At 37.3% G+C, this 14,469-nt stretch carries 19 protein-coding genes; 11 read left to right on the forward strand and 8 right to left on the reverse strand.

Annotated features, from left to right (window positions below):
* From BUA60_RS09980 to BUA60_RS10005, 7 genes are all read right to left on the reverse strand, one after another.
* A partial coding sequence (locus tag BUA60_RS09980) for a DUF7133 domain-containing protein (protein WP_218587918.1) occupies positions 1-1,555 on the reverse strand: 1,555 nt, incomplete at its 3' end.
* A gap of 33 nt (positions 1,556-1,588) precedes the next feature.
* Positions 1,589-2,512 carry a 3-keto-disaccharide hydrolase gene (locus BUA60_RS09985; RefSeq protein WP_218587919.1) on the reverse strand — a complete coding sequence of 308 codons (924 nt, stop codon included), beginning with the start codon at positions 2,510-2,512 and terminating at the stop codon, positions 1,589-1,591.
* 380 nt (positions 2,513-2,892) lie between these two features.
* The gene (locus tag BUA60_RS23025; protein ID WP_178346987.1) at positions 2,893-3,060 is read right to left on the reverse strand and encodes a hypothetical protein; all 168 of its coding nucleotides are present in this window, start codon (positions 3,058-3,060) and stop codon (positions 2,893-2,895) included.
* A 57-nt stretch (positions 3,061-3,117) separates the two neighbouring features.
* On the reverse strand, positions 3,118-3,327 hold the full coding sequence (locus BUA60_RS09990; RefSeq protein ID WP_072861649.1) for a hypothetical protein: 210 nt from the start codon (positions 3,325-3,327) through the stop codon (positions 3,118-3,120).
* A 566-nt stretch (positions 3,328-3,893) separates the two neighbouring features.
* Positions 3,894-4,361, reverse strand: coding sequence for a VOC family protein (locus tag BUA60_RS09995; protein WP_072861650.1), 468 nt, complete (start codon positions 4,359-4,361; stop codon positions 3,894-3,896).
* 4 nt (positions 4,362-4,365) lie between these two features.
* Positions 4,366-4,869, reverse strand: a complete 504-nt coding sequence (locus tag BUA60_RS10000; protein WP_072861651.1) for an SRPBCC domain-containing protein — start codon at positions 4,867-4,869, stop codon at positions 4,366-4,368.
* Positions 4,859-5,191 carry a metalloregulator ArsR/SmtB family transcription factor gene (locus BUA60_RS10005; protein WP_072861652.1) on the reverse strand — a complete coding sequence of 111 codons (333 nt, stop codon included), beginning with the start codon at positions 5,189-5,191 and terminating at the stop codon, positions 4,859-4,861. The genes BUA60_RS10000 and BUA60_RS10005 overlap by 11 nt, the downstream gene beginning before the upstream one ends.
* 247 nt (positions 5,192-5,438) lie before the next feature.
* Here BUA60_RS10005 and BUA60_RS23190 point away from each other — a divergent pair, with 247 nt between their 5' ends.
* The 5 genes from BUA60_RS23190 (at position 5,439) to BUA60_RS10030 (ending at position 8,447) form a co-directional block, all read left to right on the forward strand.
* Positions 5,439-5,879, forward strand: coding sequence for a hypothetical protein (locus BUA60_RS23190; RefSeq protein WP_218587920.1), 441 nt, complete (start codon positions 5,439-5,441; stop codon positions 5,877-5,879).
* A 31-nt stretch (positions 5,880-5,910) separates the two neighbouring features.
* Positions 5,911-6,402 carry an RNA polymerase sigma factor gene (locus tag BUA60_RS10015; protein WP_072861654.1) on the forward strand — a complete coding sequence of 164 codons (492 nt, stop codon included), beginning with the start codon at positions 5,911-5,913 and terminating at the stop codon, positions 6,400-6,402.
* Positions 6,386-7,036, forward strand: a complete 651-nt coding sequence (locus tag BUA60_RS10020) for a hypothetical protein (RefSeq protein WP_072861655.1) — start codon at positions 6,386-6,388, stop codon at positions 7,034-7,036. The genes BUA60_RS10015 and BUA60_RS10020 overlap by 17 nt, the downstream gene beginning before the upstream one ends.
* A gap of 162 nt (positions 7,037-7,198) precedes the next feature.
* Entirely contained in the window at positions 7,199-7,768 is a 570-nt protein-coding gene (locus tag BUA60_RS10025; protein ID WP_072861656.1) for a Crp/Fnr family transcriptional regulator, read from the forward strand.
* Between the two features lie 70 nt (positions 7,769-7,838).
* Positions 7,839-8,447, forward strand: a complete 609-nt coding sequence (locus BUA60_RS10030) for a hypothetical protein (protein WP_143153164.1) — start codon at positions 7,839-7,841, stop codon at positions 8,445-8,447.
* Here the strand turns inward: BUA60_RS10030 and BUA60_RS10035 are convergent.
* On the reverse strand, positions 8,417-9,046 hold the full coding sequence (locus BUA60_RS10035) for a TetR/AcrR family transcriptional regulator (RefSeq protein ID WP_072861658.1): 630 nt from the start codon (positions 9,044-9,046) through the stop codon (positions 8,417-8,419). The genes BUA60_RS10030 and BUA60_RS10035 overlap by 31 nt on opposite strands.
* Positions 9,047-9,100: 54 nt before the next feature.
* Between BUA60_RS10035 and BUA60_RS10040 the strand changes: the two genes are divergently transcribed.
* The 6 genes from BUA60_RS10040 to BUA60_RS10065 all read left to right on the forward strand — a co-directional run bounded on the left by BUA60_RS10040 (position 9,101) and on the right by BUA60_RS10065 (position 14,468).
* Positions 9,101-9,958: an alpha/beta fold hydrolase gene (locus BUA60_RS10040; RefSeq protein ID WP_072861659.1), complete on the forward strand. Its 858-nt coding sequence runs from the start codon at positions 9,101-9,103 to the stop codon at positions 9,956-9,958.
* A gap of 227 nt (positions 9,959-10,185) precedes the next feature.
* A complete protein-coding gene (locus tag BUA60_RS10045; protein ID WP_143153165.1) occupies positions 10,186-10,845 on the forward strand; it encodes a CPBP family intramembrane glutamic endopeptidase in 660 nt (219 codons plus the stop codon).
* A gap of 148 nt (positions 10,846-10,993) precedes the next feature.
* Positions 10,994-11,857: a helix-turn-helix domain-containing protein gene (locus BUA60_RS10050; RefSeq protein WP_072861661.1), complete on the forward strand. Its 864-nt coding sequence runs from the start codon at positions 10,994-10,996 to the stop codon at positions 11,855-11,857.
* Positions 11,858-12,113: 256 nt separating this feature from the next.
* Positions 12,114-13,553: an alkyl/aryl-sulfatase gene (locus BUA60_RS10055; RefSeq protein ID WP_072861662.1), complete on the forward strand. Its 1,440-nt coding sequence runs from the start codon at positions 12,114-12,116 to the stop codon at positions 13,551-13,553.
* Between the two features lie 92 nt (positions 13,554-13,645).
* Positions 13,646-13,843 (forward strand): hypothetical protein, encoded by a 198-nt coding sequence (locus tag BUA60_RS10060; protein ID WP_072861663.1) that lies wholly within the window; start codon positions 13,646-13,648, stop codon positions 13,841-13,843.
* A gap of 1 nt (position 13,844) precedes the next feature.
* The gene (locus tag BUA60_RS10065) at positions 13,845-14,468 is read left to right on the forward strand and encodes a ferric reductase-like transmembrane domain-containing protein (RefSeq protein ID WP_072861664.1); all 624 of its coding nucleotides are present in this window, start codon (positions 13,845-13,847) and stop codon (positions 14,466-14,468) included.
* Position 14,469 lies beyond the last annotated feature (1 nt).

The following is a 14,469-nucleotide window of genomic DNA, read 5'->3' on the forward strand; positions in this document are numbered from 1 at the left end:
AAAGGGCCATGATACGGGTAATTTCGTCCTGTTGGTTGTCCGAAGCCAGAAGTACGAGCTCCTTGGCCAATGCCCCGGTCTCCCCAATGGGGCGATCCGTGATCTGGTGCCATGCAGCCCGTTTTGCCCAGATGGAAGGCGACTTTAAATACCCGACAAGGTCGCTTGTTTTTACCTCATAGAAATTGGGGATCTTCTTTGGTTTTTGGGATTTATGACTGATCCTCCAGATACGGCCATGGGATTTGTCCCGGTCCGGGTGCGATGTGGCCACCTCGTTATGGGAAACAATTTTATTGTACCAATCGGCAATGTAAAGGCAGCCATCAGGGCCAAATTCCATATTCACAGGCCGGAACCAATCATCATCCGAGGTCAGGAAACTTGGAAGAAGTTCCGCACTAACGGAGCCATCTTCATTACGCAGAATTTTTACCGCATTTATCTCACTGGTTATGGGATTGGCAATAAAGGCCACATCTTTCCATTCACTGGGAAAAGATCCCTCCAGATCGTCCGAAAAGGCAACACCGGACATACCCGTCCCACCAACACGGAATTTGTGCAGTTCCGGCATCCATGGCTGGTAGGGCCTTAGACGTTCCCTACCTATACCGGGAAAACCTGTTCCAGGTTCCATGGGCACAACCGAATACCCTAGATCATTGGCTTCCATTCCATACCATTGGCCATTGCCCCTTAACTTGAAGCCCCAGATATTGTTCAATCCAGAACTTACCAGTTCTATCTTTTTCGCATCCAGGGAGAAACGTGCAATTTTGCTAAAGTCCAGACGTATCTTGGCATCACTTTTAAGTGAGCTCACTTCCCCCTTGTTCAGGGCGCCTTGACTAAAATGTATCCAATCTCCCGGGCCACGGACCAAAACATGGGCCATGGTATGGGTGTCGGTATAGCCAAACCCGGTGAACAAAGGCGTGCGCTTGTCCGCCTTGCCATCATTGTCCGTATCCTCCAAAAAGAACAGTTCGGATCCCTGGGCCACATAGGTACCATTTTTATAGGGCAATATACTCTGTGGAATGGCAAGTCCGTCTGCCCAGACATTGGTCTTGACCTTACTTTTTCCGTAAAGTCCGGAAAGTACCAAAATTTTATCCTTTCCTTTGGTATTCCCGCGGTACAGGTCCAAAACTCTTTTAAATTTAGGGTCTTTTTCCTGGGCTGCAGGATCGTCCATCAACTTTAGCAAATCCTGCCACTTGATATCGGATACCGGATCCAAGGGATACATCTCCGCAGTCTGCGTCCACAAATTACCGGCATCGTCAAATGCCATATGGATGGGGTTCACCACACCGTCCTTTTCACTGGCCACCAACTCTACCACGAAGCCTTCAGGTACCTTAAAGCCCGCCAATTCCTTTTCCGGCGAAAGTATTGCCGTCCTTGACGAATGTGTTTTTTTGTTGAGGGTAGGATAATCGCTTCCTTTATTGTCCCCCGAACTGGCGGTATCCGATTTTTCCTTGCATCCCAAGCAACTTAAGGCCAAGACCAAGCCGTATAAAAGTGGTTTCCTTTTAATTTTCATGTGTAATCCCTAAATATTTATGATTTAATTCTTTTAAAGCTCCGTGATTGTAATATGTTTGAATTCTACCTTGGCATTTCCCCCACTGTGCAATTGTATGCCGATAACTCCTTTTGACGGAATATTGGGATCCTTTTCGATATATTCGGCTGTTTTAACCCCATTAATATACGTTACATGCTTGTTCCCTATACATCTAATAATGTAACTGTTCCATCCTTCCTCGTTCAGGATATGTTTTAGGGTTCCGAGTTCACCGCCTACAAGTTTGCCCCTGCGGTGCTCATCATAAATATCGCCCCAATACCCTTTGCCTATGTCTGCCTGGTAGCCGATAATCTTATTATCCTTAATAATGGAACGATATTGAATTCCACTGTTGATCAAGCCTTTACCATGGTCTCCGGTAATACGGAAAAGGCAACGAAATTCAAAATTTTCATATTCCTTATCAGAATACAGGTAAGTGTTCCGGGGAATATTTTCAACCCCATCGCCTCCTATAACCACATTATCTACTACAGACCAATGTCTTTGATTTTCGGCTTTGACCGCCTTCCAATTCTTAAGATCTATTTGATCTGTTGTCTCGGACTTTTGAGCGGAAGACAAAAAAGTCGTCAAGAAAATAACTGAATAAAATAATTGCTTATTGATTTTCATAAATTGATGTTTAATTTCATTTTTTACCCTTTCATTGTTTTTCACAACGACCAAATTAGTTGAACCGTCTGCCGAGGTTATCCAATCCATACTATTGACTAGACCTTCTATCTGAATACCTCTTTTAGAATTGGGAACGGCCTTGAATATATTTTTACCCCTATTGGGTAGCAATACCCCATAGCTCGTATCCTGTCCAATCATGCCTGGATTGAAATCATAAAAGTTTCCAGCCAATATAACATCTTTTTTGCGATTAAGTGCGTCTTCCAGAATCGTATGAATCCCGAACATACCATAATAGTTGCCAAATAATGAGTTTTTGCAATTACCAAGTGCACAATTTGAGCATTTATATAAATGAGATTACACTTTTTTTGAAAATAAGATCAATGAACAAGCTGGCAATTATGATTATCATAAAATGCCATTATGGTAAAAAATTTGTAGTAAAAATTTGGGTTAAAAAAGATACACTACTAATGAAATCTTCTTAAGAGAACTCCCTATATCGATCCGACTATAAAACCTTTTTAAAGGAATTCCGAAAAATATAAAAGGTAAAATTGTACTATCTGAACTCAAATATACTGTCCCTATGTATTTTGTAGAAAAGGATGAATCCATTCTTGAAGAGAGAATGAAACTTTTGGAATCGACAATAGATCAACTACCTAAGAAAAATAGGGAAGTCTTTTGCTCAGCAAGAAATCTGGGTACAGGCACATGGAAATAGCTCCCCAATTGGACATCTCGGAAAATGCCATTGAAAAGCATATTAGTTGCGCTACCAAATCCATAAAAAAATGGCTCAAGGAGAAAAATAGTAGTTTGGTGCTCATATTTTTAAATTATATGAACTTAACTATCTACTAAAAAGCGTTTTTTCTTGGAATATTTTACTCTTTTCTAAGGGGGAGTTTGGATACAGCATTGAGGGAGTCCGACGCTACCTCATTGGTACCTACGGGGGAAACACATCTTAGAGGGTTGTTTAAACAGGCACAAACTTCAGGATCCTCTTGACAAGCTTCATTGTCGCTTGCACAGGAATTGCCAATAATTACTAAGGAAAAAATGGACAGAATAAATAGAAATTTTGTTTTCATGATCTCGCGTTTAGATGATTTCTGATTACATAATCAAAACTAACTAAAGGGATTATTTATATATGCCACGTATGTAACCAATTATATAAGAAATGTAACAACAAATAATTGTGCTCTAAGAATTCTATGGCAGGTATTCTATTTCTGGTTTTTTCTATATTAATATGGCGACATCATCTTTCCTAATTAACTTTTAAGCAAAATAAAATATAGCCAAAAAATGGTCTTTGTGAGGAGCAAGACGGAAGTGTGGGCACATCGGTTTTGTATATGGCTCGTAGCGTGTAAAAAGGTACAGGCTTATCGGTTAAGCACAAGCCGAATTTTTGAATTTTTCTTTTTCCTTATTGACGCAAAAAGCCAAATTTAAAAATTTGGCGATATATCAAATATACCTTAATTTCGATTAGTCAAATGATTAGAGATGAGATATATACGTTATTGTTGGCAGTTTTTATTAGTGAAACTCTATTTTGAGAAGTCAGCAAGACGCACTTAAAATAGCAAGTTGAACTAATTCCGCCATTTTCGGCGGGATCTAGGTTTAATACCTTTTATTGCCTTACTCAAAAGTCAGAAATGATAATTTTTTTCATTCCCATCATTTCCTTGAAAGCTCCTGGTTTTTTGGTCAAATCTTCCCAATTTTCAGGACAAACTTGCCAACTCAAACCGTATTTATCCTTAAGCCAACCGCACACACTTTCTTCGCCACCATTGGCCGTAAGCGTGTCCCAATAATAATCGATTTCTGTTTGGTCTTTACAGGTTATCATAAACGACACAGATTCATTAAACTTGAATTGTGGTCCAGCATTGATCCCTATAAAACGCATTCCTAAAATCTCAAATTCAACCGTGAGAACCTTGCCTGCGAAGTCTTTTTGAAATTCTGCCAAACCTTCGGCTTCTGTTTTCGGGTAATAAGTAGTATTTAAAATTTTGCCATTAGGAAAAACTGAAACATAATATTCAGCGGCTTCTTTTGCGTTTCCGTCAAACCATAAGTTTGGAATTATTTTGCTTTTTTTCATTGTCTTATTTCTTTAAGGTTGCCAGTAGTTCATCTAATTTCTCAAGCGTTGCTATCATTCCTTCTTCCATTCCCATATTTATAATTGTTTCGAGGTCATTTAGTGAATCATAGGTAACAACAGTGGTAACGGTAGAATTTTCGCCTTTATCGTTAAAAGCCACGAGCCATTTTGCTCTTGGAAGGTCTTCATTGATTTTAGCTTCACTATCACAAAATGCATCGATTGTACGATAATAATCAATGGGATTTATATCGTGATATTCCGTGTAACCCCAATACTCTGTTCCTTCAGGGTCAACCATGGCGTAGTGCCAATGTCCGCCATTGCTAAAATCCATTGATTTGGTCTTGGTTGTAAATGGTTTTGGTGCAAACCATTGGTCTAACAGTTCTTGTTTGGTGTAGCAGTCCCAAACCAATTGCCTTTCTGCATTGAACTCACGAACAATGGAAAGCGTGTTTTTTTCGTTATCGACAATGAAGTCGAATTGCAAATTATTTTTCATTTTTTTTGTTTTTAAGAGTTGATAATAAATTGTCAAGTTGGTCAAAACGGTTTTCCCAAATCTTTCTGAACTGTTCCAACCATTTATCGATTTCTTTCATTTTTTCGATTTTCAGTTCGTAGTAGATTTCCCGACCTTGTTGGTTTGCTTCTACAAGATCGCATTCGTTCAAAATTTGTATGTGTTTTGAAATGGTAGGTCTCGCTGCATCAAAGTTTTCGGCAATTGCTCCTGCTGTCATTGCTTGCGAAGTGAGCAATACTAATATCGCTCGTCTTGTTGGGTCTGAAATTGCTTGAAATATGTCTCTTCTTAATTTCATTATGAAGTTATTTGACTACAAATATATATGAAGTCATTTAACTACGCAAATATTTTATTTCAGAAATTTGGAAATTCAGTCGGAATTATTAGTGTAGAAGAAGTTGTTCTTAAATTGCCCACATCTCCCTTATTACACTACCCATTGGTTGGGGTTATTCCAGTAAAACGCACATATTTTTAAAAAAAACATCCATAGGGTGTAATAATCTATGTCTTTAGCCACTAACCAAGAAAAGATTAAAATAATGACACTACAAAATGCACTTGACCATTTCAAAAATTTGGAATCCAAAACGACTAAAAAGTCTGAAATTAAGATTTACCGAAAGTTCATTCAGATATTGACAAGTTTAGAGAACAGTGACCTGTTGGACGCTGAAATTCAATCTATTGAACAGCAACTAGATGTTCTTCATTTAAATGCAAATACAACAAATAATAAAAAAGCATTAAAGCAGTTTCAAAAATATTTGAAGGATACTTTTTCCTTAACCCCTAAAGGATATTACACCAACCTGGGTATAGGATTGGGATCATCATTTGGAATTGTTTTCGGAATAGTAGTACTTTCGAATTTTGAGCGGACTCTGGGTATATCGTTCGGTATTGCCCTCGGAATGCTAATCGGCCTGGTCATAGGACGTAATTTGGATTCGCAGGCCAAGGATGCAGGGAAGATGATATAATACCCTTTAATCAAGCCAACAAACTAGAAGAGTGAGCAACGATTTTTATACATCTTCCATTTTGCCGTATGCCGCAATTATCATTAAGATATGCAGGGCATATACCAATACACAGCAAGATTTTGAAGATTACTATCAAGAGGTGTGTTTACAAATTTGGAAAAGCAGAAACAACTTTCAGGCTCGTTCCGAGTGGTCTACATGGGTATATAGACTATCTCTTAATGTAAGCATGACCTTGTTGAAGAAACAGAAAAACAAGCGTCAGCGTATAGCCTCGGATAAACTACCCTCAGATATATCGGAAGAGCCACGTGTTTTTATCGACGATTCCCTTGAGCAGCTTTATGCCGCAATTAGACAACTGTCCCAGGTGGACAGGGGCGTGATTTTGCTTTATCTGGAAGAAAAAACCTATCAGGAAATTGCAGATATCATTGGCACCAACCCTAATAACATTGGGGTCCGGATAAAACGAATTAAAGTACGATTAAAAAAAATCTTAGATGGAAAAATCAATTGAAACCATTTGGAAAGAAGGTTTCCTAAATAGGGATGCATTAATTGCTCCCAAGGTAAACGACATTTACAACAAGAAGTCGATTTATATCATCGATAAATTCCAAAAAATGTTCTTGATCAATATATGGGGAATTATCATTGGCTCTTCCCTCCTGTTTATTGGGTCCTATTTTGCAGGAGCTTTGCTTGCCGGTAGTATTGTACTCATTATGATGTTCTGGGTTGCATACACCGCTTACCAAGAATTAAAGGCTTTGGAAAAAATAGATAGAGGGCAAAGCAGTTATACTTTTTTAAAATCCTTTAAGGATTGGATATCCAAATCCATAGATCGGTATGGAAAAATGTATAGGGTAGTATATCCTGTCTTAATTCTTGTTTTCTACTTTGGGATTTGGTTTTCCGATATGTTTGCAGGCAAGCGGGAAATGGTCGCAGCCAACTCAAATGATTTAGTGTTCGGACTACATATCTATACCACGATTATCATAATAATTGCGGCTGTTCTGATGGGCGTTTTCAGTAAGGCAATTCATAGTAAGGATATAAAAACGATTTATGGGGGAATATTGGGAAAGCTCGACTTGGCCCTTGCTGAAATGGAGGAATTGAGAGATGAACAACCCCTATCCTAAGGAGAGAAATGTGGAATACACTGAATACAATTAATGCGAAAATAAAGGGTTTTCAGAGGTTAGTTTTTTAAATAATGTTATCTTACAACTTACCAGTCCAGACGTTAAAACCACTTCAAATTATATTATTAAGGTGTAAGGCCATTATTTTAACTTTTAGAGATGTACCAAAAGCTTAGTGCAATTATTAACTCCGTAGCCCCTATTTCGAGTAAATCATTGGCAAAAATCCAAGAGTTAGCGGAATACATTGATGTAAAAAAGGGAGAACTAATTACCGCTGTTGGCCAAAATAATAACCTGGAGTATTTTATCCTTGAGGGAATCTGTAAAAGTTTTCTATACACTCCCGAGGGAGAGGATGTAACAATTTCATTCTTTATGTCGGGCTCAATAATATCCCCTTGTACAACAAGACATAAAGACGGGAAATCCATTATCAATATACGCGCATTGACCGATACTGTAATAGCGACTATCCATGCTGATGAGTTTGAACAATTAATGGTGGAAGATCTGGAAATCAGACATTTCGGCAATACGGTTTTAAGAAATGAATTAATGGGAAAAGTTCAAAAAGAAATAGCCTTGGCTTCCCTTAAAGGTAAGGATAGGTTGTTACTGCTGAGAGATAATTTTCCGAATATAGAAAACCTCGTACCCCATTCTGACATAGCTTCCTATTTAGGGATAACCACAATTTCTTTAAGCAGATTAAGAACACAATCTTAACGCTTATCATTTGTTAATGGAATCTTCCGATGAATTGCCAACCTTTGATTTTTAATCAAAAACATTCATTATGTCAATTCTAAATTCCTTGCTCCTAAAAACTTCCTCAGTAAAGAAAATTTGTATTTCATTCGTTGCAAGTCACTTGGTCCTGCTCCTGATGATGGTATTTACTTTGCCGGTGATCAATGATCAAATTGGAACCCAAGTTTTCGATCTCCAAACCTTTGGATATGATGTTTCCGTAGCGAAATCAATTGTGGACAACTTGAACAATGAGACTACAGCCCTTTACCTTTTTCCGCAATTAAGCTTATTGGATGTACTGTATCCTTTTCTAATGGCGCTATTCTTAAGTAGCCTTTTGTTTCGACTTTTTAAAATAACCAAAACAACTAGTAAGGTAACATCAATACTGTTGGTTATTCCGTTCTTGGCGATGATCTTTGATTACGCAGAAAATATATGTGTTATTTTAATGATTACGAAATCAATCGAGATATCGGAAACCATCGTCCTATTATCAAGTACCTTTACGGTTTTAAAAGGAGTACTGACTTCAATTGCCTGGATGGCCATTTTAGTTTATGCTATTAAATGGTTTGGAATAAAAATTATTGAGCGGAACAAAAAACAAACAATGGTACATCACCCAAAAAGCTCTGGCAATAAATTTTGAAATTCGCTTTTCCCTTGAGATGTAAGAAAGGGAAATAATATACTTAAGTAGGTATTAACGTAATAATCTATATTATGGGCATCCAACTTATTTGAGTAAAGCCGACTGGAATATAGCCAAGTATTACCATAATTAATCATTCTTTCTGCTAAAAAGTTATATTCCTTTTCAAATGATGCTTCCCTCATCAAGTTTTTTTGTTTCAATTTTTCAAATAGGAAGAAACAGCCACCAATCCTATTTTTATAAACCTCTTGAAAATGTGCCCTCACCCTATCGCTTATGGACAGCAGGTTGTACAAATCTGTCCAAAAAAAGGTATAATCCAACATTCTCTTCATACTGCTCTCAACATCATTTCTAAGCTGTTCAATGGATACCTCGGTATTCGGTAACACATCTATCCTTTGATCAAATTCTTCAACCATTTCAAAGTAGAGGACTTCAAAAATATCCTCCCGCTTTTTGAAATGATAATTTAAGTTTCCTGAACTCATTTTCATTTTTAAGGCTATCATTCTTATGGTGACATTATGATAGCCATTTTCGTTAAATAAAGTCCTGGCGGCTTCCAAAATCAATTTCCTTTTTATACTCATTAGTAAACTTGTCCTAAAATAATATTATTAGTAAATTTGTCCTAAAATTACGAAATGAAATCATTATTCAGATCCGAAGAAGGAAAAAAACAAATTATAAATCTTTATGAGCAAAAACTAAGGGATTTAGAAATAGCCTATAAATACAAAATTATTGAAACTATATATGGGAAAACCAATATCATTATAGCAGGAGATTCAACAAAACCCCCAATTTTGTTGATACACGGTTCAAATGGCTGTGCTCCCATAGCTTTAGAAACATATCCCAATCTGTATAAAGATTTTCAAGTATTTGCCATAGATGTGCTTGCCCAACCAAATAAAAGTGCTGAAACTAGATTGAGTATGAAAGACAATAGCTATGGCGTATGGATCAATGATATTATAAATCAGCTAAAGCTTAATAATGTTACCATGGCCGGTTTTTCCTTTGGGGGACTGATCATACTAAAAACTTTGATTCAGAATGAAAAAAATATCAAGGAAGTATTTTTGTCGGCCCCTGCTTTTATAGTCAATGGAAATCCACTAATTCTATTATTCAGGGTGTTTCTTCCTATGAAGCTTTATATAAAAACACAAAAGGTCAAATACCTTGAAAAATTTTTAAAAACCCTATTTACCGAGCCAGATAATTTTGCTCTTAAATATTTAGCAAAAGTCTTTATTCAATTTAGAATGGATTTTACTCCTGTTCCCGTTATAACCAAAGAAGAGGCCTCACAAATAAGTACTCCGATTACCCTGTTTGCAGCTAAAAGGGATATAATGTTTCCTGGAACAAAAATGATAAACCGAGCAAATAAGATTTTCCCTTCCTTAAAAAAAGTAGTAATGCTGGAAAACTCTAAACATGTCCAAAACAGGATGGATAATTATGCCATCGAAAAAATAATATTGAAAAATTAAAGTGCTGCATGTATATTTACAAAACGCTCACATTTAATGTAAAACTGTATTAGGGCAACCAAAGTAAATTGAAAGATTTTTTTACATTATCAATCGTCCAGGACAAGGAAGGGAAGAAAAGGTATCGGTGGCAAATTGCAATAACCTTACTAATTCTCTTCATACTTGGTTCCTTGATAAACATACCTTTTAGTAGGGAAGTCAAACGATTGAAATTGGAGGCCGGTATGGCAAACCTTAATCTGAAGGGATCAATTTATGATGAGCTGTTGACCATTGGCATTAGTAGTCTTGTTTTGGGTACAATATTGATTTTTATTGGTTTATGGGTTTCTTCAAGAGCCAATCTGGGAGCTCCTCTACTGGCCAGTTTTTTTTCCAAGGAGCCTACGCACAAAACATTACATTGGAAAGCCTTACTTTCAAGTATTCTATTAGCAACAATAGTAGCCTTACTCCTACTGGTATTATTTGAAGTGCAAAAAGAGTTTTATCCAGTTTCGCATAAACTAACACGCCCATCCAAGCCCTTTTATGCCCTTGTGTCATTCTCGGCCGGAATTAGCGAAGAAATAATATTCAGGTTAGGTTTGATGTCTTTAATAATTACGGTCATTCAATTTTTGAAAAAAGCAGATACTCCGTCGAATAAAATGATATGGACTGGCATTATAATTTCAGCAATAGTATTTGGCCTTGTTCATCTACCATTGTCAAAGAATTTTGTGGAGCCAACGCCTTTTACCATTGGTATAACAATGATAGGAAACTTAATAACGGGGTCAACATTTGGGTGGATATTTTGGAAACGGGGATTATTCATCGCTATTCTGTCACACATTATCTTTGATCTAGTCTTTCACGTCATTGGAACACCATTTGGTTAAAAAACAATTGCGATTTATACCAATACCGTGTACTAAAGCATCATCTGCCCCTGGATATGGCAAGAGAGTTCAAGGCTGTAAATGGACAATTATGAATATTTCCTATATTGGGAATTATTAAAACCAAATCCATCATTTACTTAACCCTGTGAAAACAATCCCCAACATATCATTCGAGAGCGATGACAACGAAAGAGAGTTGGAGTTCCTTCATCTACCCAAATTATTTGCCAAAATTAAGGAGGGGTTGGATCATAATCCCAACCTGCCACATAGGGTGAGCTTTTTTGCCTTGTTGATCATTTTGGATGGAATGGGAAGTCACCAGATTGACCTGAAGGAATATCCTATAAAAAAAGGGACCGTATTAAAAATAGCCAAAGGTCAAGTGCATGCTTTTCAGGAAAACCCCAATTATGATGGATATCTAATTTTATTTACAGAGGAATTTGTACTGAATTATTTTTCCAAATCTTCCATTGAGTTTATTTCCCATCTCTATAATTATCATATTAATGAACCACTGGTTGAAGGAGGTAATTTAAATGAAGCTTTCATAGAGAATGTACTTGCGGAGTTGGATGACCACAACACCTACGCACAAAGAAATATTGTAGCCGCCATGCTGGAGTTATATCTTTTGAGATTGGAACGTCTTTCCAAAACCGCGGATCAAAACAAGAAAAGCTATCAACACTATCCCTTGTTTCTAGAATTCAAAAATTTGGTGGAAAAACAACATACACAAACCCGCAATGTTAAGGACTATGCAAAAATTCTGCAGATATCTACCAAACATTTGAACCAGATCGTAAAGGAATTTACCTTGAATACGGCCAAACATTTTATTGATGATTTTGTAACCCTTGAAATAAAAAGAGCCATAGCCAGTACAAATTCAAGTTTAAAGGAAATAGGTTATGCCATAGGTTTTGACGAAATGACCAATTTTACCAAATTCTTTAAAAAACAAACCGGCACGACACCCAAACGGTTCAAAGCTGAATTATAAAAATTTGGCTATCGAGTATAACCTTCTTACCCATATATTTATCGAGCTTTTGGTTTGAATTAGCAACATGAATTTTTGTCGACATTAAATCTTGTAGGTCTAACATCTAATAACCTTAGCACTAATTAATTTAGGTAGCTCCTAAAACTTTGGTTTCACTTTTACCATTTTTAGCAAAACATTTACCTTTCCCACGGTCATCAGTAGTGATAATTTTGTAAGGAATTAAACAAGTCTTCAAATTAAATCTATTAAGATGAACAAATTGAAAAGTCAAATAGCGGCTACATACTCTTTTAAAACATTAAAATACCAAACAATATTAAGAGGTGCTTTCCTTGTTTTGGGAATTATTTTGATGCCGGCATGTCAAAATTCACCCAATCAAAATACATCCCAAGTGCAGGATCAAGAACATCCGAATATCACCAAATTAAAAAGTCAGAATGCCGAATTTATTCCGGAAATCATCAAACTGAACGAAAAGGTATATGTGGCCGTAGGCTATGATGGTTCCAACGCCTCTATGGTAATTGGAGAACAAGGGGTAGTGATCATCGATGCGCTACGTGCCTTGGGTGCAGCGGAAAAGGTAGCGGAAGAGTTCCGGAACATAACCGATAAACCTGTAGAAGCTTTAATTTATACACATGGCCATCTGGATCATACTGGGGGCACATCAGCTTTTATAGGCAATAACAAAGACGTAAAGATCATTGCACGGGAAGGTTTTAAGGATGAGTTGCAGGAGCATTCTCCGGTAGAGCCCATATTAAAACAGAGAAACATACGGCAATTTGGACGCGATTTACCTGCTAAAGATATCATTAACAGAGGTGTGGCCCCAGGTATTACCCCAACCGATAGGGCCGGAAAAGGATATATTGCACCTAACCTTACATTTCAAGACTCTATAACCCTTAACCTGGCCGGTATAGATATTGAATTGCATGCCGCTGACGGGGAAACAAATGACGAACTCTTTGTTTGGATTCCCGATCTGAAAACATTATTTGCTGGAGATAATTACTACAAATCATTTCCAAACCTTTATGCTATTCGGGGTTCTCAATATAGGGATGTAAAATCATGGGGCGAATCCATTCGAAAAATGAGTACCTACCCTGTGGAATACCTTGTGCCGGGGCATACCCGTCCAGTTTCAGGAAAAACTATTGTCCATAGCAACTTAAAAAACTACTCAACAGCTATCTTAAGTGTATACCAACAAACCATAGATGCCATGAACAAGGGGTATACACTACAACAAACCGTTGACAGCGTTAGGTTGGCCGATGCGTTAATAGAGCAACCCAACTTACAGGAGTTTTACGGGTCTGTGCCATGGGGCGTTCGCTCTATATTTTTGCACTATGTAGGCTGGTTTGATGGTAACCCTACCAACTTGTATCCCCTTTCTTCATCACAAGAGGCCAAACATATGGTTGAATTGGCAGGCGGAGAGGAAAAAATGTTTTATAAACTGAACCAATCATTAGAAAAAAGTGATTACCAGTGGGGATTAGAGTTGGCCGACTATCTACTACAAACTGACTATGAAAAAGTTAAAGTCACTAAAGTTAAGATAGCGCTTTTAAGAGTTTTGGCGGCGCAACAGATTAATGCTCCAGCAAGAAACTATTACCTATCCTATTCTTATGAATTGGAGAAGAGTTTGAAAGAAAGCGTCTTATAAAAGTTTTTTAGACGTTTTCAGAATCATCATTGTCCTTAATACAACACCTTTTTAAATAGCCAAATCGATGGCAATTTTGTAAAAAAACAACTATGAGTCAAGTAGCCAATTGTCCAAGCTGCGGGGGCAAATCCAAAATAAAGGAAATAGATGGCCAGATTACCTATGAAGCCATTCAAGATGCCGAAGTCTTTAAAAAAGTAGCTCAGCTTAAAAAGGCAATGGAAAAATATAAGGAAAAAGCCGAATCCTTAGAAAAGGAATTGGAAGTTTTAACGACAAACAAATAGAATGAATTTTATAAAACGAAACTACGGGTGGATGATTGTAGCCGTTTTGGCCCTATTGCCCCTATTTATCATTTTTGGTATGTTTAATATCGATTTTTCCAATGGGTTGTCCATTAGCCTGATTGAAGGTGCTGGAAGTGAAGGAAGATCCACTTTGGAAATGTTGTACCACATTTCCGGTGAGTTTGCCGTACGATGGATGACAGCCGTATTAACTTGTACCCCCTTCTTTATACTATTTGGGGTCAATAACCTTTTTGTACGCCAAGCCATGGGTATAGCCACAGCGGTATGGAGCATCCTGCACTTCATCATTTTTGTATGGGGCGAAGGACTTTTGGAAACATTTACCCAAGCCAACTACATTGCTGGCTTCATAGCGGTACTTATACTGCTTCCCTTGTTGTTTACATCCAATAGAAAATCCATGAAACGATTAAAGGTGAAGTGGAAAAAATTGCAAAGTTTGGCGTATGTTGCCATAATTCTGAGTTTACTTCATGTAGCTCTTTTAGATAAAACCTGGCTGATCTATGCGGTAATTGTTGGTTTGGGATTTATTATAAGAATAACCCCTATTAAAGAAAGCATTATGGCATATCGATTACAAATTAAAAAAATATAAC

The sequence above is a fragment of the Arenibacter palladensis genome (assembly GCF_900129275.1).
In the GTDB taxonomy this organism is placed as follows: domain Bacteria; phylum Bacteroidota; class Bacteroidia; order Flavobacteriales; family Flavobacteriaceae; genus Arenibacter; species Arenibacter palladensis.